Below are 23,124 nucleotides of genomic sequence, written 5' to 3' on the forward strand. Positions count from 1 at the left end.
GAACCGACAACTAATCGCGGCTTTCGGGCCATGTTCAACACTTTTTACGCCTAAACCGCTGAAATCCAAGCCGCTAGGCCTATCTTTTGCCTACATTTGGAAAAACTTCGCTCAAACAGAGAAACTCTCCCCGCAGGAGCAGCTGGAAGTCGCATTAGGGTTGGAGAACTTGAAACCTCCCGAAATCAAAGCATCTGAGTAGTCGAGGACGGTGCCTTTCAGATAAAGCGCGCTTTTGCTGTCGACGACCAGATGCGCCGGAGAGAAATCGAGGAAGATATCGCCTTTGCGGGCATTCTCCACAAATCGCATCTTGTACGACAACCCATTACAGCCTCCGCCAGAGATGCCTACCCGTAACAATGCTTTGTCGCCTTCTTTTTCCGCCAACTTGGCAATCTTGGATATAGCGGATGCGGTCACCTTGACGAGACGATCGTCACCTTTTCGCACACCTTCCGGTAACTGGACTGTTGTTTGGTCTGACACGCTAAGAACTATCAAAATTTAAAGGTCCGAAATCAAGCAAGAGCTGTGCCCGCTTATTTCATGCTGCAGGCGAGTCTAATCGCATGGTGGGTACTTCCCGAGCTAGCGATGCCCTTACCCGCTATTTCGAAGCCAGTCCCGTGATCTGGGCTCACTCTAAGATACTTCAAGCCAAGGGTTACGTTCACGCCACTATCGAAATCGACGGCCTTAAAAGGAGCTAAACCCTGGTCATGGTACAGGGCCACCACCACATCCGCCTCACCCTTCATCGCCCGTGCAAAGGCGGTATCTCCGGGCACACAATCTTCCACGACGGCTTCCAAATTTGGGCGTAATTCGGCCAACCATGGATTTAGCGAATCGATTTCCTCCGAACCTAGCAAACCGCCCTCGCCCGCATGCGGATTCAGTCCGCAGACAAGGATTTTTGGATTCGTAATGCCGAGCCGGCGACCCAGTTCCGCAGCTGAGCAAACGCTATGCTTGAAAGTCTCTTCATCTAGGCTCTCCGCCACAGTTTTAAGGGGAATATGCCAAGTGCTCAGGCAAACCTTCAGACGCTCTCCTACAAATGCCATGGTCGGTTCACCTCCCCAGCGAGCAGCAAAGAATTCGGTTTGCCCGGGAAACTGGTATCCGACTTTCGCGCACAAGGCCTTGGAAATGGGTCCCGTGACAACCGAGTCGCAACGGCCCGATACGCAAGATTCGGCCGCTGCCTCCATGGCTGCCATGGCAAGCTTGGCCCCGTCAGGTTCGGGCTTGCCAGGATGAAACACTCGCTCACTCAGGGCCACGCCTTCCACACGGCCGTTCCCTTGAGCCACTACATGGTCTACCCATTGCTTGCTGCCGAACACAACAAATTGCGCGTCTCCGTAATCGTTCTCGCTCAAACAACGTTCGATCAATTCCGGACCCAAGCCGGAAGGATCTCCGCAGCATATGGCTACTCTTCTCATCTATAAATCCCTGTTAAGCTCAACCTACATCCAAAACCGTATTGATGCTCCAAATACAAGCTCTCGAACACGCGCTGAAAGGACAGGCGAACCTGTTCTCAGGAGGCAGGCAACTGCTGCATAGCCTGCAGCTTTTCCAAAATCAAACGCAGAGCGCTCGAATACCTATTCGGAGTAAACCCGATCCCTTCGAGGAGTTTGCTGATCGGTTTCCATTCGCCGATCTCGATCTCGTCGTGATTGAGTCGGAATGGTCCATTTCCGGTATCGCGATAGACGTTGATAAATTCCTGACCCGTGGCGTCGCAAGGGGTCAGCTGAAAGAGAAACTCCAGTGGCTTGGTAGCCGTGTAGCCGAGCTCTTCGTCCAGTTCGCGGTGTGCTGCCGTAAGGTAGTCTTCGCCTTGGTCGACATGTCCAGAGCAAGAAGAGTCCCATGCCCCTGGCCAGCTGTCTTTCGACATGGCACGTTTTTGAAGGAAAACTTCTCCCTCATCGTTAAAAATAAGTACGTGGACCGCGCGGTGGCGGAGCTTTTCGGCGTGGGCTCGTGAGCGGGTCGCTTGCCCTACGACTTGATCGTTTTCATCGACGATGTCGAAAATATCTTCTTGCATGGACTGGTTGGAGCGGAAATCTGGAAAGGCTGTCAGGCCCAAACGCCAGCAGAGCGCGTGCCGCTACACGAGTAAAAAAACCTCCTAATTTCCACCATGCCAAAAGTTTCCGTAGAACTCATTCACGAAGTCCTTTCCAACAATAATCTCGAGCCGGACATGATCACAGCCGTGCTCAAACAAATCGAAGAGCAAGCTGCAGCAGAGGCGGAAGCGGAAAAAGCGAATCGCGAACCCACCGTCAAAAAGCAATTTGTCATCATCGTATCGGATCCGAATGGCACCATCCCAAGCGAAGACTATGTCGGCTGGGTAGCCCAAATTCCAGAGGACGACCCTGTCGGAGAAACAATGGACCGGCTGATTCGAGCTTCCTACGAGTACAACATTTCTAAAAAGGGCCGCAAATACCCGGTGAAGACTGTCGGCGAGGCTTGCGAGGCTGTGGGCGCTCGTTTCCTGAAAGAACAGAGTCTAGCCATAAAGAACAAGGTCCCGGTCGCTGTCGTCCGCACCGACAACAAGATTCCAGAAATCGAGAGCGATTTCTGATCACCTGGCGATAGATAGAGCGAGAGCTCATCCAAAATTCAGCTGCGGATTTGCCCGCAGCTTTTTTGTGCCTAGATTCGTTTTCAAAAGTGTTGAGGTGCAGCCTGACAAAGCATCTCCAACGCCCTCTCTTGTAGCGCCCCTGCCTACCGAGAGAAACCATAACCGATTACACCAATATGACTACCAACTCGGCGACCACGGAAATCAAGACCCCCTACACCGTAAACCTCTCAACAGGAGACCCCGAAGCCAAACGCGAAGAGATTCGCCGCTATTTCCACGAAACCTATGATGCCTACGAGGCCCTCTTTGAACCGTTTTTGGACAAAGTAGCCTACACGACGAGAGCCGACGCCCTTAGGCATCCACTGATCTTTTACTACGGACACACCGCCACCTTCTTCATGAACAAGCTGGTGCTTGCAAAACTAGTGGATCGCATCAACCCCGGCTTCGAATCCATTTTCGCCATCGGCGTGGACGAAATGTCGTGGGACGATTTGAATGAAGCTCACTACGCCTGGCCAGATCCTGACGAAGTCCGCGAATACAGAGCTCAGGTCCGTGAATGTATCGATCAGCTAATCAGCAAACTGCCGATAAAGCTGCCGATCGGATGGGAGAGCCCCTTCTGGCCGATCATGATGGGTATCGAGCACGAACGTATCCACCTCGAGACAAGCTCTGTACTGATTCGTCAACTACCAACGAGCCTTCTCGATGGCGAACATCCAGCATGGCAACCTAGCGATTCGGATACGACACCCCAAACAAACGAAATCATTGCTGTGCCAGGAAAAAGCGTCGCACTCGGCAAATCACTCGAGGATGCCTATTACGGATGGGACAACGAGTACGGAACTTACTCGAAGGAAATAACAGACTTTGGAGCCAGCAAGTATTTGGTATCCAATGACGAGTTCTTAGCTTTCGTTCAGGATGGTGGTTACTCGAATCGGGATTTCTGGACCGAAGAAGGCTGGAACTGGGTAAGCTACGAAAAGGCAACCTGTCCTCGCTTCTGGCTGCCTCAACCCGATGGTAGCTACAAATTTCGAACCATGTTGAAAGAGATCGACATGCCTTGGTCTTGGCCGGTCGAAACCAACTATCTAGAAGCAAAGGCCTTCTGTAACTGGAAGGCTGCCAAAACCGGCCAGCCTGTACGCCTGCCGACAGAGGAAGAATGGTATCGACTGCTCGACTACACCGAAGTCCCCGATGCCCCCGCTTGGAAGAAAGCTCCGGGCAACCTAAACTTAGAAGGCCCCGCCTCATCAGTACCGGTCGATACCCATCCATTTAAACATGGCTTCTACGACGTGGTCGGCAACGTTTGGCAGCACACTGAAACACCGATCCGCGGATACGACGGATTCGAAATCCATCCTCTTTACGACGACTTTTCGACCCCGACTTTCGACACGAAGCATAACATGATCAAGGGCGGATCTTGGATTTCCACAGGAAACGAGTTGATGCGTGACTCTCGCTACGCCTTCAGGAGACACTTCTACCAGCACGCAGGCTTCCGCTACGTCATTAGCGACGCCCCAGTCGAGATACCAGACGACTCATGGGAAACGGATCCAGAAGTAATTCCGTACTGTGAATTTAACTACGGCAAAGAATACTTCGACGTAGACAACTATCCCGAAAAGTTGGCCCAAATCTGCCTAGACATCGCTTCTGACCGCAAACGCGAGAAAGCCCTCGTTCTGGGATGCAAAACCGGACGAGCCGCTTTCGAACTCGCTGCCGGCTACAAGAACGTGACAGGCATCGACTTCAGCGCTCGGATGATTCGCATTGGGGTTCAGCTCAAAGAAAAAGGCTACACGCAGTACACTTTGCCCGAAGAGGGAGAGATATCATCCTTCCATCAAGTTAAGCTGCAAAACCTAGGGCTGGATGGAACGCGAGACCGGGTTGAGTTCATGCAAGGCGACCTTTCGAACCTTAAGGAAATTTACCAGGGATACGATCTGATCCTCTTGGATACGCTTCTGGAACGAAGTTACGATCCTCAGAAATTCCTCGAATCAGCTAGCAAACGCCTCAACGAGGGCGGCCTACTAGTCATCGCTTCGACTTATGACTGGCAAGAAAAAGTAACAAGTCGCGATCATTGGCTCGGAGGGATTAAGGTGAACGGAGAAAACGTCACCGGGAAGGACCGCATCGAAGAATTGCTGAGCAAAGAATTTAAAAAATTGGGCACGTCTCGAGATCTCGAATACGTTCTGCGAAGGACCGCTCGCACTTTCGACCATAACATTGCCGACCTCACTGTTTGGGAAAAGCGCTAGAGTTCGAAACTAAGACTATTTCCAAGGGCATCCTTATCCGGGATGCCTTTTTTATTTTTCCCTATCTAAAAAATAAAAAAAAGCTGCGACCGGCAAAAAACCGATCGCAGCCAAAAAAGACTATCCTAAATAGCCGCTGGCCTACGCGATGGCAGGACAGCGAACTTTGAGATTTGGACTAACCCAGCCAGAAGCTGAAGTAGAGATATAGGCCGAGTACGAGCACTGCGATCAAACCAGACAGAATCTTGTTGCCAGTATCCCAGCTTGCCTTGAGGTCGCCATCGTCGTCGTCCTTCATGGAGCTGTAAGTGAGACCCTTGGTCTGCGCTTCAGTCGGTGGAGGCGTGAGAAGAGATACCACTACAATGATTACGACACTGATGGCGAAAAGAACACCAGTCGCGTAGAGCCAGTTGTAGTCTCCGATCGCTGCGAGGAATGCTGGATCGCTGATCTTGTTCTCAGCTGTTCCGAAGAAGGTTTGAACAGTGAGCTTCGCCATACCGAGCACAAAGCCGAGACCAAGTCCCCAAGCTGCGCCCTGAGCGTTAACGCGCTTCCACATCACGCCGAGGAGGAACACGGCCGCGATTGGAGGAGCGAGGTAACCTTGCACGCTTTGCAAGTATTGGTAGAGGCCTCCACCTGCGACGAGCTTCATGACAGGGATCCAGAGCATACCTGCGCCCACGACCACTGTAGTCGCGATACGACCCGCGGTCACATAGTGTTTGGAAGGCATTCCAGGACGGAGCTTTTCGTAAATATCAACGGTAAAGAGCGAGGCACTGGAGTTGAAGAGAGATGCGAGCGAGCTCATCAAAGCCGCCAACATACTTGCCACGATCAAACCACGAATACCCACAGGAAGGAGCTCGGTCACCAAGGTTGGGAAAACCATATCGCCGTTGATTACTTGCTCAACGCCTGCAGCGGTAATGATTTCCTTGAGTGGGATCTGTATGAGACCCTTCTGGTGCAACGCCCAACCGATCAAACCTGGGATGAGGAAGATCAGAACTGGGGTGACCTTGAGCAAACCACCGAAGAGCGCGCCCTTACGAGCTTGAGTGAGGTTAGCCGCAGTCAAAGTACGCTGCACGATGTATTGGTCTGTACACCAGTACCAGATACCGATGATCGGAGAAGCGATCAAAACGCCGAGCCATGGGAAATCAGGGTCCGACAAAGGTCTCCAGAGCGCGAACTGGTCAGCATTGGCGCTCGCCAAGGAGACCAACTCGTTCCAGCCACCCAAACGGCTCAAACCGTAAGCAGTGATGAGGAAGGAGCCGAAAATGAGGATGATCGCTTGTGGCGCCGAAGTGTAGAGAACAGCCTTCATACCGCCGAAAACGGTGTAGAGGCCTGTCAGGATAACCGTCATGAACGCACCGACCCAGAACGCAGCTTCCGGAGAACCGAAAGTGTCTGGCATCAGAACCTGGAATACCAACGCACCCGCGTAAACCGTTACGCTCACCTTTGTGAAAACGTAAGCGACAAGGGAAACCAGAGAGAGCAGCCAACGCGACTTGGCGTTGAAACGCTTTTCCAGGAACTCAGGAATCGTGTAGACGCCTGACTTGTAGTAGAACGGAACGAATACGTAGGCCAGAAGGATCATTACCCAAGCGTGCAGTTCCCAGTGGGCCATAGCCATACCGGTCGACGCACCTTGCCCTGCAAGTCCTACGATATGCTCGGAGCCAATGTTAGAAGTGAAGATCGAAGCGCCGATCGCGAAGAAGCCAGCATTACGGCCAGCCAAGAAGTAGTCGGAGGTATCGCTCTGATTTCGACCGGACCACCAGGCTATCAACCCGATTCCTACGAAATAGAGGGCGATAACCGCCCAGTCCATTGCTTGAAGTGTGCTTTCCATTGTTTGTTCCGATTCGTTTACTTAGAGCTAAACTTGTAGATGGTGGTCGTGTCGTAGACATCTCCTGGAGCCAAAAGCGTGCTTGGGAAGTTTGGCTGGTTTGGAGAGTCGGGATAGTGCTGAGTCTCGAGGCAGAACGCGCCGCGGTATTCGTAGCTCTTGCCAGACTGGCCAGTCATGGTCCCGTCCAAGAAGTTACCGCTGTAGAGCTGGATACCAGGCTCTTCGGTCATCACTTCCATCACGCGTCCAGTTGTGGGCTCGTAAACAGTAGCAGCCAAAGCCATAGAACCATCTTGGTTGTCGAGCACCCAATTGTGGTCGTATCCACCGCCAAATGACAGCTGTTCGTTCTCGTCGCCAATACGTGCGGAGAGCGTATGAGCTGTGGTGAAATCAAAAGGAGTACCCTTCACTGGGCGAAGCTCGCCAGTCGGGATCAAGCCTTTGTCCACAGGGGTGAACTTGCTGGCGTTGAGGGTGAACTCATGATCGACGATCGTGCCCTCTCCTTCTCCCTTGAGGTTGAAGTAAGCGTGATTGGTCAAGTTGACGTAAGTCTTCTTGTCGGTAGTGGCGTGGTAAGTGATTTTCAGTGAATCATCGTCCTGGAGCCAGTAGTGGACCGTAATATCCAAAGTGCCGGGGTAGCCTTCTTCTCCATCCTCGCTCAGATAGGTGAGCTTCAAACCTTCGATTCCGTCCTTCACAACGGGCTCAGCTGTCCAGACGACCTTGTCGTAACCGATTGTTCCTCCATGGAGGTGACAGGGGATGTCGCCAGGCATATCGTTCTTGGCCAGGTCGTAAGTTTCGCCATCGATCACGAACTGACCGTGAGCAATACGGTTTCCATAGCGACCGATTAAAGCGCCCTGGAAGCTGGAGTCCGCTTCGTATCCCGCGATGTCGGAGAAGCCTTGAACTACATCCGCGTAATTGCCATCGCGATCTGGAGCAGTCAGACGGGTGACTCTTCCTCCATAGGTGATGATGTCCACTTCCATGCCATTGGCATTGTCTAAAGTGTAAAGCGTGACCGGCTCTCCAGATTTGCTTGTTCCGAAGGCGCTGCTCTCAACTGTATCGGATTCGGCGGTACAGCTTGCTCCGACGAGCATGGCGCCGGATAGCGCGAGCAGCTGAAGCGATGTTTTTAATGAAGGTCCATTAGATCTCATAAGCTATTAATTGGTGTGTTAGGGGGGATATCAGTTGGGGTAAACCGACGCAGGACACGCGGCGCGATTTTGGCGATTTACACGAATAGACAAGGGAGAGTCAGAAACCGTTTCAGCTACACTCTGGCGGACTTTGGCGAAAGCGTATAGTTGTGAGCTCGAGGCACGGGCGTGCGCCACAAGGATCGCAGCTCGAAAATTCGCAGATATGCAGGATCAATTTCGTTTTAGGGTTTGGGGTGTTAGGTTCGCGTCTTGATGTGCGCTAAATCTCCCGCGAAGAAAAACGCCCAAAAAGACTGGTGTACACTGCGTACTCTAGGCCTCCGGTCCAAGATGATTTTTACTGAATAGTGACGATTTTTACTTAACAGTAAAGTACGCTTATTCTTGGCTCTCAGGCCACATCAGAGGATCGTTTTTGCCACCCCATCCCCCATTCGGGGGAGCATTTCGTACGAACCCAAAACGAACCCTATGAACCGACTGAAAACGACCTTGTTAGCAGTAGCTACCTCTACCCTCCTGCCTATGACCCATTCGGCAACTGATAAACCATCGGAGAGCATCGAACTAGACCTCTCCCAAACCAGTGAAGCGATCAGCCCCTTCATCTACGGACAATTCATCGAACATATGGGCCGATGCATCTACGGAGGAATCTGGGCAGAGATGCTGGAAGATCGGAAATTCTATTTCCCGATCACCGAAGACTACGATCCTTACAAATCCCTCCAAGACACAGCCTATCCTGTAGTGGGAGCCTCACCTTGGGAAATTCTCGGCTCAGCGTCGGGAGTGAGTATGGTACGCGAGGACTCATTTGTCGGGGAATTCACCCCCAAGGTCAGTGCGGGATCTGGCTTCCGCCAGAACGACTTAGCCACAATCGAAGACATGGACTACGATGGCTACATCTGGCTGCAGAACGCCGGAGCAGAACGAAGTGTGGTCAAAGTAACCTTCTCAACTGGTGGAAATAGTGAAAGCTCAACATTCACTGTACCAGAGGGCGCGTACCAAAAATTTCCCTACACCTTCAATGCCAAGGAGGAAACCTTGAAAGCGAGCCTAGCGGTCGAAGTTCTCTCTGGCGAAGCATTCGTGGGAACCCTTTCAATTATGCCCGCCAATAATGTGAGAGGCATGCGGGCCGATACGCTCGAGCTTCTCAAAGAGCTCGACGCCCCCATTTACCGCTGGCCAGGCGGCAACTTCGTATCGGGCTACAATTGGCGGGATGGCATCGGCGACCGCGATCGTCGCCCTCCTCGTAAAAACCCAGCTTGGACAGGAGTTGAGCACAACGACTTCGGTACCGACGAATTCATCGACTTCTGTCGGGAGATTAACACCGAGCCAACCATCGCCGCCAATACCGGCTTCGGCGACGCCTACTCCGCGGCCCAGTGGGTCGAGTATTGCAATGCAAACGGCGATACCATCGGCGGCCAATGGCGTGTAGACAATGGAAACTACGAACCGTACAACGTAAAATACTGGTGCGTTGGCAACGAGATGTGGGGCCCTTGGCAGCTTGGATTCATGCAGCTCGAGCAATACGTGCTAAAGCACAACGAAGTCGCCTCCGCCATGCTCGACGCAGATAAGGATCTCGTTCTCATCGGAGTGGGAGCCGTCGATCAAATCAATGCGGACTACGATCCAAACCAAGCGAAAGCCGAAAAGCTGTGGTCGGTGGGCATGATGGAAGGTTCCGCCGATTACATGCACCTCATCTCGGAGCACTTCTACTCTGGCGAAACACCATGGACAGACGCTCAAGAACTCGAGCCCATCGAGCACGTCGTTCTCATGCGAGACCAGATCCGCCGCATATCTAGCGAGCACCGCAGACTTCAACCAGAGATCGAAGAGCTCAACGGCAAGACCATGTATATCGCCATGGACGAATGGAACTACTGGGATCGACAATATGAATACGGCGAACTGGGATGCGTCTACGATCTAAAGGACGCCCTCGGCACCGTAGTCGCCCTGCACGAATTCTATCGTCAAAGCGACCTGATCAAGATCGCAAACTACGCTCAGACCGTAAATGTCATTGGCTGTATCAAAACTTCCAAGACAGAAGCCGAGTTCGCTACCACTGGCATCGTCCTGAAACTTTACCGTGCGGAATGGCAACCCATCCCAGTCGAAGTTCCCGTGGATGCCTATGGACATCTGGACGTAGCCGCCTCCAAATCGGAAGATGGCAAAACCTTGACCGTGAGCATCGTGAACCCAACCGAAGAAGCGGCTTCTTTCGATTTCAGTATCGAAGGAATGAAACTCCCTAAGGAAGCAAAGGTGTGGACTATCACCGGACCAGACCACCGCTCCCACAACGCTCCCGGGGCTGAGCGTCAAGTCGACGCAGTCGAGTCCACTGCTAAGATTACCAAAGGCCTCAAGGCCCCTGCCCTTAGTTCGGTCCTTTACAGAATCGAACTCTAATCAAAGAAAACAAATTTTCACAACAAAGACCGCCACGATCACGTGGCGGCCTTTTGCGTTACCGCTAGTTCCATAGCATAAAAAATGGCGAGCCCCACTAGGAGCTCGCCAGGTATCAACTACTGAATACAGAGCCTGTTTACCACCAAAGCTTACCCCAGAAAGGGCTCTTGCGACGCTTCCAGTAATCTTTCAACTGCTTGATCTGCACCGCGCGATCGAACTCGCTATCCGAGATTTCAAACTTCCAAACAGAATCACCAAGACCTTCAGGTACTGAATCCAAGTTAGTGCTGTCAGGGTGCTGAACAGCCACTACGAACTCAGTTGGCTTGGTTGGGTTGAAGATCATACCGGTGGCCTCGGAACCATCAACCTGCAAGCTGAGGAAATGGTCGAGCGACTCGGCAACACCGTCGTTATCGACATCGCGGGCGAACCAAATATCACCGCCGGTGCTAGAACCATTGGGAGCATCTTCGATGATGTAAATGTTGCCAGCTGCGTCTTGGGCGAGGTTGTCAGGAGAATTCAATACAGCTGTGGTCGGAGCGAAACCGACGTTCTTTGGGGTTACGCTACCGTCGACCAATTTGCCAACGATCGCCTTCTCCTTGCTGAGAATCTCGATAGAGTAAACAGTCTGCTCGGAAGTCATACAGATGTAGAGGACTTCATTTCCATTGGCCAACTCCGCTACTTCCATATCTTCAGGACGACCGTACGGAGTGGCGTTCACATCGTCCGCCGCGGGACGTCCGCCACGAACCGTTGGATCTGTGCGGGGATCTGTGGTCGGACCATTGCGGAAAGGATCGGTGATTCCCGAGAGAACATTGCCACGACGATCCGTCAAAGGCACCCAAGTCGCGACACCTGTACGGGCGGCGTCAACATTTGTACCTTCATTCCAGTATTCGGCTGGATCACCTTCGTATGCGTCCACCTTAAGAACAAAGGTCTGTCCACGTGTGTAATCTCCCGCACGCTTCATTACGAACTTGTAGATCGAACCAGAATTCCACTCGTCAATATAGTAGATGACACGAGGATCTTGCAGGCTGAAGTTGATCCCTTCGTGAGCTACGTTTGCGATGCTATCCAATTCGCGAACTGCAATGTCCTCTGGGGCAGCGAATGGATTCAAAACCTCCATCACCCGACCTTCACCAGTCCACTCCTCAGCAAGGAAAAGCGTCCCGTTTGGAGTAAAGCGACATGGGTCGAATGCACCCCAGTCGTTGCTCCAATCGCCATCGTTTCCTCCTCCGTCGCCATTGAAAAGGGTTTCGGTTGAACGGCCATGAATATCGTGGCGGGAGACGCCCGCGCCAAATGGCGTTTCATGAGGGATGAAAAGAAAGTCACCGGTGTCGTCGTAGGCCATCATATCAAACATCGAGGAAGAATTTCCTGCAGGCACACGCACGATGGATTGAAGAGGACTAAGAACCTGGTCTTCAACTTCGTGGAGGCTGACGAGATTGACTTGCATCAAGCCGGAGGGAGCGATCCAAGGTTCCATGAGCTCAGCCACATCATTGGGAGACAATACGGTGGCTGATTCTGTGAGTGGTGTGAACCATACGTCTGATCCGCCAGCAAACGCAGGAGCTGCGAATGCCAAAGCGGAAGCTGCTGACGCATAGGCGAAAGCGCGCTTGGAAACTGAAACTTTTGAGGAGTTCATTATCGTTAGGTGTAGGTATTATTTTGGTTTAGGCTAATTCTACAAAGAGCCCGAAGGAAACGATGGGCTCACCTCAAAACAGTAGAAACGCAGATCTCCAATCAACGGGGAAATGCGTATCATAAGTTACAATATACTCACCAATTAAACGTAATTGTATCTATGATACTTTACCGCGCACTTTATCACAAACATGCGTCTTTTGTTACAGCTCAATGATCGCGTTTCCTATCTTTCACAATAAACGGCTCGTTCAGAACTCAAGCCATGCATAGGACACGCTTTTCCAACGCATAAGCCTGTAAAACTTTTTATCAAAATGCGAAAAGCCCTAGTTCTCCCCGCTGCTTGCCTGATTTCAGCCAATGCCTATTTTCTTATAGCGAATAGCCCAAAAGATAGGTCAGAAGCAGATTCGAAACGCCCCACTCACGAAACGGTGCTCGCCCTACTATCGGCCAACGAATCAGTAATCCCACCCGCTCCTGACGCACACCCAGTTTCAACCGTGTACAACAGAGAGGCAGTCGTGCCACCCCAGTGCTACACACGCACCGAAGGCTACTTCAACCCCTGTTACGTTTGCCATCAGAACGAGATTCCGGGTCGGGAAAACTCAATGAACGACCAAGACCTTCAAGTGGAGTACAGCTTCAGCGACTTGGGGACCCATAATCACTGGAAAAACCTCTTCGAAGATCGCTCCGAAAGGGTCGGCCAGATCAGCGATTCCGAAATCCTGGAGTATGTAAACCAAGAGAATTACTCGGAGCTATCAAACCGCTTGGAAGTGGCGGAATTCAATGGCTGGATCCCAGACCTTGAAAACCTCCACCTAGCTCGCGAGGCATTCGACTCCCAAGGTTTCGCTAAAGATGGCAGCCACTGGGTAGCCTTTAACTATAAGCCTGTTCCCAGCACATTCTGGCCAACTAACGGATCGACTGACGACGTCATGATCCGCCTGCCCAAAGCATTTAGAGAAGACGAATCCGGTTCGTATTCACGAGACATATACATGGCGAACCTCAGCATCTTGGAAGCGAAGATAAAAGGTCAAGACCAGATTCGTACGCTACCCATCGACGAAAAAACTGTCGGCATAGACCTAGACCAAGACGGGCAGCTAGGTGTGGCGAAGTACATTTCGAAAACGGACAATTACGTGGGCGCAGCTTCCGGTGAATTTATAGAGACACACCTTTATCCGAAAGGGACCGAATTTTTGCATACGATTCGATATTTGGGATTCGGATCCGATGGACACGTCGAACCATCTAGAAGAATCAAGGAAGTTCGCTATATGAAAAAGTGGCAGGAGTATTCGAAGCAAAACTACCATCGCCGCTACGATTTGGAAGGCTTCGAAAAGGAAGCTGGCAATCTGCCGGGCTACAAAAACCTAGGCCAATGGGGATTCGACAATGGAAACGGCTGGTCGGTGCAAGGCTTCATCGAAGACAAGCATGGCAGGCTGCGAGCCAATACCTTCGAAGAGAATTTCTTCTGTATGGGCTGTCATAATACAATAGGTTCCACTATTGATAAGACCTTTGCCTTCGCCCGTAAGCTGGATGGCCCACAGGGCTGGTCTTACATCGATTTGCACGGCATGCCCGACGCTCCAAACGTAGGTGAAAGCCAAGGTGAGATCCTCACCTACCTCGAACGCGTGGGTGGCGGCAGCGAGTTCCGCAACAACGAGGAAATGGAGCAACGCTGGTTCAAGGAGGACGGAACCGTTGACCACGAGAAAGTTGCCGCAGCAGAAGACGTTTACGAGCTGATAGCACCCTCAAAGGAACGGGCTCTGGTTCTCAATAAAGCCTACAAGGCAATCGTGGAGGATCAGGATTTCATCTATGGCAGAGACGCTACCGTACAACCTCCCGCAAACGTCTATAGCGAAATTGACAACCTACGAACTCCGACCCTCCCCGAAGATCGGGTATTCGAATGGGATATTCGCCTCGATTGGTCCCAGCTGGAAGAAAGTGGAACGAGGATAGCAGATTCACAATAGGCGGACAGCATAGCGGCGCATACGAATCCGCTTGCCGAAACTGAGGGTACTTTGATTCTGAGCATCAGGGCCAGCCACCACGGCTGTCCCTGAATTTGCTAATGAACGCTACAGTCACCCTTACCATCTGCATCATTACAGGTGTAATCACCCAAATCGCACTCATGAAACCGGAGGTCCTTCGCCGCCTCCTTTTCGTCCCCGATGCGATTCTCAAAGGACAACAATGGGATCGCCTCTTTTCCAGTGCGTTGATCCACGCTGACTGGATGCACGCGGGCTTCAATCTATTCGCCCTCTATTCATTTGGGAGTTCGATCGAATACCTCTATGGCTGGAAGTCGCTTGTCGTGATTTACGTATTCGCTGTGGCAGGAGGATCGTTGCTTTCCCTTTACTTACACCGGAACCAGAGCTACGCCGCGTTGGGAGCCTCGGGCGGAGTATCGGGAGTAATCTTCGCCACCATTTTCCTAGTACCAGGCACCGGAGTAAGCCTCTTCTTTATACCGATCGCCATTCCTGGAAACATTTTTGCCCTACTCTACCTTCTAGGTTCCTTCTACGGCTTGCGTAAAAAGAAGGGAAACATCGGGCACGACGCCCACTTTGGTGGAGCAATCGTCGGACTTGTATTTGCCTTTCTCATACGCCCAAGCTTCTGCTTCGAGGATCCCCTCTTCTTTTTTGGCTCCGCGTTCGCTGCGGTCGCCTGCCTCGTTATCCTATATCTCGACCCTCAGAATCTAAGCGGCAAATTGCTCCCGGACCTCAAAGGCTCCAACCGGCGAAACTAAGCTCGACAAGTTACCCTTGAAAGCGTCCGGCGAAGACTTCTGGCATCCTAATAGGCTTGCCAGAGCTGGGATCGAATGCCGCCATCTCCGATTTTGCCAAAAGAGTCAGTCCGCCCTCTTCGTCATAGCCACGGTAGTAGAGATCGAAGCGGGTTGGCCGCAAATTAGCGACCGCGATGTCCAGTCGTAGCGAACCCGGATAGAAGGCTTGCTTGGTGAACTTTATGCATAGTTCCGACATGATCAGGGCCACCCCGGCCAGATCCTTTTCGGTGTAACCAAGACTGGCTAGAAACTGCACCCTGGCTTCGTGCAAGTATTCCACGAACACGTTGTTGGCGACATGATCGCCATAGTTATGGTCAGTAATCCGGAATTGAATACTGGCGCTGAAGTCTACCCGAGGGAAACGTTTGATCTCTTTAAACATAGGAACTTAAGGGCTAATAGCGCTTTCACCTGAAAATTCAAAATATTTGAGATCTACCTGATCTTGTTGAAAACTGCCGCTAGACAAGAGCTCCTCTCGTCTACAAACAAGGAGTCATGCCCTCCCGCGGACGCCACCAAAGCACTTCCAAAGAATGCCAGCGCACCATCGCCAAGATCGAAGCGATGGAGGGGGTCGTCGGCGTGATCATCGGGCGTTCCTACGGTGGAAAGTCTCTCGGGGGAGGCGGAAAAACGGGTGCTGTGAAGATCCAGCGCGAGCAGCCTGGGGGCTTGAAGGCGGTTACTCAGACAGCAAAAGGCCTGCAGGAACTATTCATCAGGACTGATACTAGGAAGAATCCGGAGATTACCGAAGCAATCGAAAAGCTGTAACTCGGTTCAGCTGTCGGAAATAGCCTGCATCTACCTACAAAAAATGAGAGAAGCCGAAGCCTCTCTCTCATTTTCTAATTTGAAATAGCTAAATCAAGCGCTCAAACCGTGCTGAAAGCAGCGTTCAGCTCAGAGCGCCTTATGCTCGAGAAGTTTAGATTCTCTTAACTTTTACGGCACAAGGACCCTTACGCCCCTCGCCGATATCAAATTCTACGGTGTCACCTTCGTTGAGGGCGTACCCGTCAGTCTCGGAATGATGAACGAAAAGGTCGTTACCTCCCTCACTCTGCTGAATGAAGCCGAAGCCCTTTTCCTGATCAAACCACTTAATAGTTCCTTTTGACATATATGTTTTTGTATTCCGAACCGTTGGCCTCTTGAAACTGTTCCAGAAAGCCGCGATTCGGGACGGACCGTAGAGCCCACTGCCCATTGTCTAAGCAATTCACCTAGTATTTTTCTCGGAGGCAGCACCTACGCGGACAGTGAGCCAGGTATTTTGTCCCAGCTCCGTTAAACAAGAGACTTCATCCGTTGTCCCGACTGGAAGCTCCATTGATTTGGAACAGCCAAATTTCTGCCTTTAAAAGCCGGACCAATTCCACCAAGCACAGCGTATCAACTTTTCAAAAAACAGCTCTCCCGCCGTCATCGGCATCGTCATTGCAAACGTTCTCTTTTTCGTAGCGACCTACTACGTGCCCGGCCTGCAGGAAAAGATGCTCCGCCTATTTGCCTTGTATTTCCCGTACAATGATCGCGTACACATCTGGCAGCTAGTTACACACATGTTCATGCACGGGAACCTCGCCCATATCATGTTCAACATGTTCGGGCTCTACACCTTCGGCATACATCTGGAGAGAATCTGGGGGGCAAAACGCTTTCTGATCTTCTATTTCCTCTCGGGAATCGGAGCCGCTGCCATCTTCTCAGGTATTAATGTCTACGAGTTCGGAACCTTTGTAAGCTACCTCACGAGCAACAATGTCCCCGCCGAAACCATACAGCGGTTTCTGGATACTGGTGCCCCGCAATCCAATCTCTTGCGCTTTCTCAACGTTGAAGAGCAAACCACATTTTTGTCGCTTTATTGGAGCAGCATGGTTGGAGCGTCTGGAGCTTTGTACGGCGTATTGGTCGCCTTCGCCCTGCTTTTCCCAAATGCGAAGATGATGCTGATCTTCCTGCCAGTGCCCGTCGCGGCGAAGTATTTCGTCCCGGTCCTACTTCTGATCGACCTGTTCTCTGGCGTGACAGGATTCTCGCTTTTTGGAGGAGGCATAGCTCACTTCGCCCATATCGGAGGGGCCATCATAGGCTTCTTACTCATGCTCTACTGGCGGAAGAAACTACCGCCCCGGCACTACTACTGATCCGCGTAGGATCACAAGAATCGAACGAAAACGAATCCGGGATTAGCCTCGAAGCGCTTGCTTCACCTCGTGATCCGAAAAGTTTCGAAACTTGACCGAGAACGGTCTTTGCAAGTCGAGACGACTGAGATCGAAGCGGCGACTCGGTTCAGCGATGTCGCCCAAGGTGCGGCCGGACGCCTGAAAATGCTGCAGCCAGTAGCTCCCTCGATACTCGTTCTTCTCGAGATAATCCATCATCAGTCCAACCGTCGTTTCGTCGATCAGATCCGCATGAACCGTCGTACGAAGTTCGTATTCGACTCCGCTGCACTGTAGAATCTCGAAGCTCTTTTCCCACAACTCAGTGCGGTTCCACCCGGTCAAATTCTCGTAGTCTTCGAGCGGAGACTTGAAGTCCATCGCCACGTAGTCGACTACCCCTTCATCGATTAAAGTTTTTAAGCGTTCTGGCTTCGCCCCGTTCGTATCGATCTTTACCGCATAACCGATCTTTTTGACCTCGCGGACCAGCTGCTCAACTCCAGAGCTAAGCAAACATTCGCCTCCAGAGAATACGACTCCATCGAGCAAAGGTTCTCGTTTCCTCAAAAACGCCAGCGTATCCTCCACGCTGATACGCCTCCCGCCACCCAAGGCCAAATCTGGGTTGTGGCAATAGGAGCAACGCATTTGGCAGCCAGTAAACCAAAGGATACAAGCAGACTTATTAGGGAAATCCTGCAGTGTGAAGGTAGTGAGGGAAACAAGAGGGATATTGTGGGGTTTGGATAACATGAGGGAAAAACGAAAACGAGGCCGCCCGTTTCCGGGCGACCGTTACAGGAAAAACTTTAAATTACTCAAATAGGGGCAGGTGTGGGTTCGCGGTCAGAGAGAAATGCTTTCTATCCCCGTGCTCTCCCTTCTTGCCTCGATTGAAGCTGCTCACAGGACGGTGATAGCCCATGACGCGAGTCCAGACCTGAGTCGCTTTTCCGCAGTGCGGACAATCCGCCTGTTCACCATTCAGGTATCCATGATCGTCGCACACGGAGAAAACCGGCGTCACCGTGAGATACGGTAAACGGAAACTACTCAAAGCGGACTTAACGAACTTCGCGCAGGCCCGGCCATTGTCGAGCCGCTCATCCATGTACAAGTGCAGCACGGTCCCGCCCGTGTACTTGCACTGCAGCTCGTCCTGCTTCTCAAGCGCATAGAAGGGATCGTCGGTGTAGCCCGCGGGCAATTGGCTGCTATTGGTGTAGTAGATATTTTCGCCGCTTCCGGACTGCAAGATACCGGGGAAGCGTTTCGCATCTTCCTTGGCGAATCGGTAAGTAGTTCCTTCCGCGGGAGTCGCTTCCAGATTATAAAGGTTACCGGTCTCTTCCTGATACTTCTTCATGCGATCGCGTACCATGTCCAAAAGCTCGATAGCGTGCCGCATTCCCTCTTCATTCGCGATATCGAATCGGTCTTCGGAGAAGTTCCTCAACATCTCGTTGAGGCCGTTCACGCCAATGGTGCTGAAGTGGTTTCGAAAGTGCGGCAGGTAGCGCTTGCTATAAGGGAAGAGGCCGCGGTCAAAAAGGCTCTGCACAAAAACGCGCTTTTTCTCCAAGGTATCCTTAGCCAGATCCATAAGGCGAACTGTCTCGGCTTTAAGACCATCCCAATCTCCTTTAAAACGATAGCCGAGACGAGCCATGTTCAGAGTAACAACACCAATAGAACCAGTCATCTCCGCCGACCCAAACAATCCATTTCCTCGCTTGAGCAGCTCTCTGAGATCGAGCTGTAAGCGGCAGCACATGCTTCGAACCGCATCGGGCTGGTAAGCGTCGGGATTCGGGACCTTGTTCCCCTCATCATCGAACATCCACTGGCTACCGATGAAATTCTGAAAATAGGAGTTACCCACCTTGGCGGTGTTTTCAAAAAGCGCGTCCGCGGCGGCGGAATCCCAGTCGAAATCTTCCGTGATATTTACGGTCGGAATCGGAAATGTGAACGGCTGCTCGTGGCTATCACCCTCCGTCATCACCTCGTAGTAGGCGACGTCGATCATTTCCATCTCCTCCTGGAAATGCTTGTAGCGAAGGTCAGTAAGCTTCTCCACACCCCGCTCACGAGCGATTTGTTCGAGCCGCTCGTCTTGCACATTTTCGAAGAGATGGCGGTAGTTACGGCTTGGGTACTGAGTGGAAAGGTCCTTAGGCGGAGTGAAATCGAGCGTAATGTTCGTGAACGGGCTCTGTCCCCACCGAGCGGGTACATTCAGATTATACACAAATCGACGAATCGCCTTCTTCGTTTCCTTGAAATCGAGCTGGTCCTTGAAAAGCAATGGAGCCAGATAAGTGTCGAAAGAGCTAAACGCCTGGGCTCCTGCCCACTCAGACTGCAAAATGCCTAGGAAGTTGGCCATCTGCCCGAGGGCTTCGTTGAAGTGGTTCGCCGGCTTGCTCGAAACGCGTCCATCGACGCCGTTGAAACCTTCGTCGAGCAACACTCGCAGACTCCAGCCTGCGCAATAACCGGAGAGATTATCAAGGTCGTGGATATGGTAGTCAGCTCGACGATGGGCTTCCCCCTCTTCATCGGTATAGATTTGGTCTAGCCAGTAGTTCGCCACCAACTTGCCTGCGGACTGATTGATCAGACCAGCGTGGCTGTATCCAACATTCGCGTTCGCATTGATACGCCAATCAACCTTGTTGATATACTCCTCAACCGCTTGCTTGGCACTGATAAGCGTGTCGCGTTCGTTGGACTTAACCTCGCTTCCCTCAGCCTCCTCGCGAGTATTTTTCCAAAAGGCTTTGAGGGCTTTCACCATACCGAGAGACGCAAGCTCCTCTTCCGCTACCTCATATTCATTCAAGATAGAACTCTCCTCCTGTCCACTCTCCAAACGAAGAGCGATATTGGCATAAAGCTCAGCGGAAAATGGAGTGGCACTCTCATTGAGCGCGACCTTCAGATGATCCAGCAAGCGATCTGAAAGTTGATATGAAGAAAGGGCTGATTGTAGAGGCGAGGTATTGGTGGGCTTTTTCATAATCAATAAACAACCCCATATATTGTGGTCATTTCCCAAACAACCACAATATGCAGACACTTTAGCTCAGAAGGCTAATTAGGCCTATCGCTAATAAGCACGGCAAAGCTCGCTTATTTTGCTGTCAAAATCGGTTAAAATTCACCGGTATTTTGAAGCGATCAGAGACCGAGGTAGCGTTTGACCGTATCCAAATCTAGATACATATCCAAGCAATCGGCCATGCGGTCATAGATCGACATACGAGATTCTCGCCAATCGCTCCGGCATACCTGGACTCCTTCGATGCACGCATCGCTTAGCAGAAGCTCCCGCATCGAAACCGCATCAAATATCCCGTGCTGATAGGTGCCCCAAACCTTTCCGATCTTCATACCATCCGAATCGAAATCGCCCTCCCCCGCAGGGCGACTCTCGCACAGCGGTTCGAATGGGACGGATTCTACTATCGAGCTCTCACCGGTATGGATCTCGAATGTCTGCCAAACCTCGCCGGCTCGCCTAGATTCATTTCGAACCACGCGTTTGCTTGGCAAAAACTCGGTTTCGATCGGGAGCAATTCCAAGCCTCGAGCATCTTCGCCAGTTTGCGGATCGCGCAATACACGTCCCAGCATTTGCTTCCCTCCACAAATGCCTACCACCGGTATGCCCCTTTTAGCGCCGCCCACCACTGCAGAAGCGAGCCCGCGTTCTTTCAGCCAAGCCAGATCGCTAAGCGTGTTTTTACTCCCCGGTAGAACGACTGCGGTCGCCCCTTCCACTACCTTCGGAGAATCTGTCCAAATCGACTGGATACCAATATCGTTTTGCCAAGGCAGCTGATCCTGCGAATTCGAGATGCGCGGATACTTAATCCAAGCGATGTACGGGGTCCCGTCCTTAGGAATCGAAGCCTCCGCATTTAGACTGTCTTCGTCATCGATTCGCAGCGAGCCGTCGAAAGGCAGACATCCGAGATAGGGCAGCTTCATCCTTTCGCGAAAAACATCGGCCGCATCAGAGAACAGGGACAAATCACCGCGAAACCGGTTTACGATGGTACCCAAGCCACGGGCTTGCATGGCGGGAGGCAAAAGATTCCAGGTCCCGAACACTTGCGCAAAAACCCCGCCGAACTCTATATTCGAGACGAGTATCCAACGACCATCTAGATACTCTACAGGACGCAAATTGACGATGTCTCGTGTCATAAGATTCAGTTCCACCGGACTGCCAGCCCCCTCCAGCACCAACACATCGCACTCGGATTTCCATCCATCCAAAGTTTGCTGTACGATCCGCCACGACTCTTCGACCGTTTCGTAATAGCTCGCTGCGCTCCGCGTCTCTCCCGCCACTCCGAGACGTACGATTTGCGAGCCATCCGGACCGTTGGGCTTGAGCAAAATCGGGTTCATTTCGACCCGAGGCAACAATCCACAGGCTTCGGCTTGCACGGCTTGAGCGACGCCGATCTCTCCGCCTGCCAGGGTGGCGAAGGCATTGTTGGCCATATTCTGGGCTTTGAACGGAGCTACCTTTATCCCCTGTTTTCGCAGCCACGCGCACAGAGCGGTGGCAACCCAGCTTTTACCCGCGTTGGACGAAGAGCCGAGGATCGAGATCGCTTTCACCGCGATTCCCCTTGCCTCAAACTTAGGTCACAAAAGCCAAAGCGAAACTGATGTCCCGGATCGTTGAACTCTCTAATCTCTGGAGCTCCGCGCTCGAGGGGGATCGGGCGAGAGAAATCCGGTCCGTCGTAGACGAAAGTGTGAAACTCCCCGTTTTCTCCACAGGGATCGATTCCTTCAGGCAAATCTTCGAGAAAATTCTGGTCGTAATCCCTTCCCGCAAACGACGCATCAAGTCGCTTCGTATCCACACAAACCACTACCGCTTTTCGTCCGCTGGCGATGAACTCATCTGCGAATATTCGGCTAGGCGTTTGCCAAATCGGATACAGACAATGAAAGCCAAGTCTGCGGTGAAGCTGGTCCCTCCAGTTCCGGATGTCTTCCAAAAAGAGGTCGCCGTAGGATATTTTGTTTCGCCCCTTCTCGGCTTGCTCTAACAAAAAACCAGCCATCACGTCCTCATAGGAGTTCGTCTTGTCTACTAGTAATTCGACTAAGGGTAGCCCTAAACGACTTGCCTGCGCTCTCAATAGCTCACGGCTAACACCATGAACGCTGACGCGCTGATCGTCCCGAACGACCGTTACCAAAGTAGCCACCTTGTATCCATTTTTTCGAACGGTTGACAACGCCATCGCGCTATCCTTGCCGCTAGACCAGGAGTGGATGATTTCCTCGCTCATGCTAAGTACGCTACTTGTTACGCTCTGGCTTGAAGAGGCGCCAACGATTTTCGGTCAGGCCCTTGCGGTGCGTCTCCTGACGAGCTAGCTTGAACATCAAGTCAGACAAACGGTTCACAAACTTCAGCACGCTTGGGACAACTGGGTCGGCCTTGTTAAGTGTCACCAGTCTCCGTTCCGCCCGACGAGCCACGGTGCGAACGATATGGCATTGGGCGGAAATCTGGTTGCCCCCGGGAAGAAGGAAATACTCCGTGGTATCGGCTAGACTGTCTTCGATCTTCTGCATCCAATCTTCCATCCAGACGACCGCTTCGTCGGGCAAGGGAATGGACTGAGGACGCTCGACATCGGACGGCGTAGCAACGTGACCCATGAGGTTCATCATTTCCGTCTGGATACGTCTCAAACCTTCCTCCCAATCGTGTTCAGCGGGGAGCAAGCTTCTCAATACGCCTATAACGCTATTGGTTTCATCCAAATCGCCAAGAGCTTCGATACGAGCATCGTCTTTGTCGACTCGACCACCGCCTCCGACGCCCGTTCTTCCCTTGTCGCCCGCTCTCGTTGAAATAATGCCTTTTCCCATAATTCGTTC

20 protein-coding genes are annotated in these 23,124 nt (G+C 52.0%); 7 read left to right on the forward strand and 13 right to left on the reverse strand.

Annotated elements, in window-relative coordinates; translation table 11 throughout:
• Window positions 1-111: 111 nt before the first annotated feature.
• From H5P27_RS16775 to H5P27_RS16785, 3 genes are all read right to left on the reverse strand, one after another.
• The gene (locus H5P27_RS16775) at window positions 112-489 is read right to left on the reverse strand and encodes an iron-sulfur cluster assembly accessory protein (RefSeq protein ID WP_185661579.1); all 378 of its coding nucleotides are present in this window, start codon (window positions 487-489) and stop codon (window positions 112-114) included.
• Window positions 490-542: 53 nt separating this feature from the next.
• On the reverse strand, window positions 543-1,454 hold the full coding sequence (gene pdxA / locus H5P27_RS16780; RefSeq protein ID WP_185661580.1) for a 4-hydroxythreonine-4-phosphate dehydrogenase PdxA: 912 nt from the start codon (window positions 1,452-1,454) through the stop codon (window positions 543-545).
• Window positions 1,455-1,552: 98 nt separating this feature from the next.
• Complete coding sequence (locus H5P27_RS16785) at window positions 1,553-2,071, reverse strand: NUDIX hydrolase (RefSeq protein WP_185661581.1); 519 nt, start codon at window positions 2,069-2,071, stop codon at window positions 1,553-1,555.
• 96 nt (window positions 2,072-2,167) lie between these two features.
• On the opposite strand from H5P27_RS16785, the gene H5P27_RS16790 reads away from it, so the two are divergent.
• Window positions 2,168-2,623, forward strand: a complete 456-nt coding sequence (locus H5P27_RS16790; protein ID WP_185661582.1) for a hypothetical protein — start codon at window positions 2,168-2,170, stop codon at window positions 2,621-2,623.
• Between the two features lie 179 nt (window positions 2,624-2,802).
• Window positions 2,803-4,935: a 5-histidylcysteine sulfoxide synthase gene (gene ovoA, locus H5P27_RS16795; RefSeq protein WP_185661583.1), complete on the forward strand. Its 2,133-nt coding sequence runs from the start codon at window positions 2,803-2,805 to the stop codon at window positions 4,933-4,935.
• Between the two features lie 178 nt (window positions 4,936-5,113).
• Here the strand turns inward: ovoA and H5P27_RS16800 are convergent, their stop codons facing one another.
• Window positions 5,114-6,823 (reverse strand): sodium:solute symporter, encoded by a 1,710-nt coding sequence (locus H5P27_RS16800; protein ID WP_185661584.1) that lies wholly within the window; start codon window positions 6,821-6,823, stop codon window positions 5,114-5,116.
• Window positions 6,824-6,840: 17 nt separating this feature from the next.
• A complete protein-coding gene (locus H5P27_RS16805) occupies window positions 6,841-8,004 on the reverse strand; it encodes an aldose epimerase family protein (RefSeq protein ID WP_221774768.1) in 1,164 nt (387 codons plus the stop codon).
• A gap of 477 nt (window positions 8,005-8,481) precedes the next feature.
• Between H5P27_RS16805 and H5P27_RS16810 the strand changes: the two genes are divergently transcribed.
• On the forward strand, window positions 8,482-10,464 hold the full coding sequence (locus tag H5P27_RS16810; protein ID WP_185661585.1) for an alpha-L-arabinofuranosidase C-terminal domain-containing protein: 1,983 nt from the start codon (window positions 8,482-8,484) through the stop codon (window positions 10,462-10,464).
• A gap of 139 nt (window positions 10,465-10,603) precedes the next feature.
• Here the strand turns inward: H5P27_RS16810 and H5P27_RS16815 are convergent, their stop codons facing one another.
• The gene (locus H5P27_RS16815) at window positions 10,604-12,154 is read right to left on the reverse strand and encodes an alkaline phosphatase PhoX (RefSeq protein ID WP_185661586.1); all 1,551 of its coding nucleotides are present in this window, start codon (window positions 12,152-12,154) and stop codon (window positions 10,604-10,606) included.
• A gap of 319 nt (window positions 12,155-12,473) precedes the next feature.
• On the opposite strand from H5P27_RS16815, the gene H5P27_RS16820 reads away from it, so the two are divergent.
• Both H5P27_RS16820 and H5P27_RS16825 read left to right on the forward strand, forming a co-directional pair.
• Complete coding sequence (locus H5P27_RS16820) at window positions 12,474-14,177, forward strand: hypothetical protein (protein ID WP_221774769.1); 1,704 nt, start codon at window positions 12,474-12,476, stop codon at window positions 14,175-14,177.
• Between the two features lie 101 nt (window positions 14,178-14,278).
• Window positions 14,279-14,974 (forward strand): rhomboid family intramembrane serine protease, encoded by a 696-nt coding sequence (locus H5P27_RS16825; protein ID WP_185661587.1) that lies wholly within the window; start codon window positions 14,279-14,281, stop codon window positions 14,972-14,974.
• Window positions 14,975-14,984: 10 nt separating this feature from the next.
• On the opposite strand, the gene H5P27_RS16830 is transcribed toward H5P27_RS16825, so the two are convergent.
• The gene (locus H5P27_RS16830) at window positions 14,985-15,404 is read right to left on the reverse strand and encodes an acyl-CoA thioesterase (protein WP_185661588.1); all 420 of its coding nucleotides are present in this window, start codon (window positions 15,402-15,404) and stop codon (window positions 14,985-14,987) included.
• 116 nt (window positions 15,405-15,520) lie between these two features.
• Between H5P27_RS16830 and H5P27_RS16835 the strand changes: the two genes are divergently transcribed.
• Window positions 15,521-15,799 carry a DUF2103 domain-containing protein gene (locus tag H5P27_RS16835; RefSeq protein WP_185661589.1) on the forward strand — a complete coding sequence of 93 codons (279 nt, stop codon included), beginning with the start codon at window positions 15,521-15,523 and terminating at the stop codon, window positions 15,797-15,799.
• 154 nt (window positions 15,800-15,953) lie between these two features.
• Here the strand turns inward: H5P27_RS16835 and H5P27_RS16840 are convergent, their stop codons facing one another.
• Window positions 15,954-16,148, reverse strand: a complete 195-nt coding sequence (locus H5P27_RS16840; RefSeq protein WP_185661590.1) for a cold-shock protein — start codon at window positions 16,146-16,148, stop codon at window positions 15,954-15,956.
• 373 nt (window positions 16,149-16,521) lie between these two features.
• Between H5P27_RS16840 and H5P27_RS16845 the strand changes: the two genes are divergently transcribed.
• Window positions 16,522-17,178, forward strand: a complete 657-nt coding sequence (locus tag H5P27_RS16845) for a rhomboid family intramembrane serine protease (RefSeq protein ID WP_185661591.1) — start codon at window positions 16,522-16,524, stop codon at window positions 17,176-17,178.
• Window positions 17,179-17,220: 42 nt separating this feature from the next.
• On the opposite strand, the gene H5P27_RS16850 is transcribed toward H5P27_RS16845, so the two are convergent.
• From H5P27_RS16850 to H5P27_RS16870, 5 genes are all read right to left on the reverse strand, one after another.
• A complete protein-coding gene (locus H5P27_RS16850) occupies window positions 17,221-17,955 on the reverse strand; it encodes an anaerobic ribonucleoside-triphosphate reductase activating protein (RefSeq protein WP_185661592.1) in 735 nt (244 codons plus the stop codon).
• 61 nt (window positions 17,956-18,016) lie between these two features.
• Complete coding sequence (locus tag H5P27_RS16855) at window positions 18,017-20,224, reverse strand: ribonucleoside triphosphate reductase (RefSeq protein WP_221774770.1); 2,208 nt, start codon at window positions 20,222-20,224, stop codon at window positions 18,017-18,019.
• A gap of 161 nt (window positions 20,225-20,385) precedes the next feature.
• Entirely contained in the window at window positions 20,386-21,840 is a 1,455-nt protein-coding gene (locus H5P27_RS16860) for a cobyric acid synthase (protein ID WP_185661593.1), read from the reverse strand.
• A complete protein-coding gene (locus H5P27_RS16865; RefSeq protein WP_185661594.1) occupies window positions 21,837-22,526 on the reverse strand; it encodes an adenine nucleotide alpha hydrolase in 690 nt (229 codons plus the stop codon). Before H5P27_RS16865 ends, H5P27_RS16860 begins: the two co-directional genes overlap by 4 nt.
• A gap of 10 nt (window positions 22,527-22,536) precedes the next feature.
• Window positions 22,537-23,115: a cob(I)yrinic acid a,c-diamide adenosyltransferase gene (locus tag H5P27_RS16870; protein ID WP_185661595.1), complete on the reverse strand. Its 579-nt coding sequence runs from the start codon at window positions 23,113-23,115 to the stop codon at window positions 22,537-22,539.
• Window positions 23,116-23,124 lie beyond the last annotated feature (9 nt).

Origin of the sequence: Pelagicoccus albus (assembly GCF_014230145.1) — a bacterium.
Taxonomy (GTDB): Bacteria; Verrucomicrobiota; Verrucomicrobiia; order Opitutales; family Opitutaceae; genus Pelagicoccus; species Pelagicoccus albus.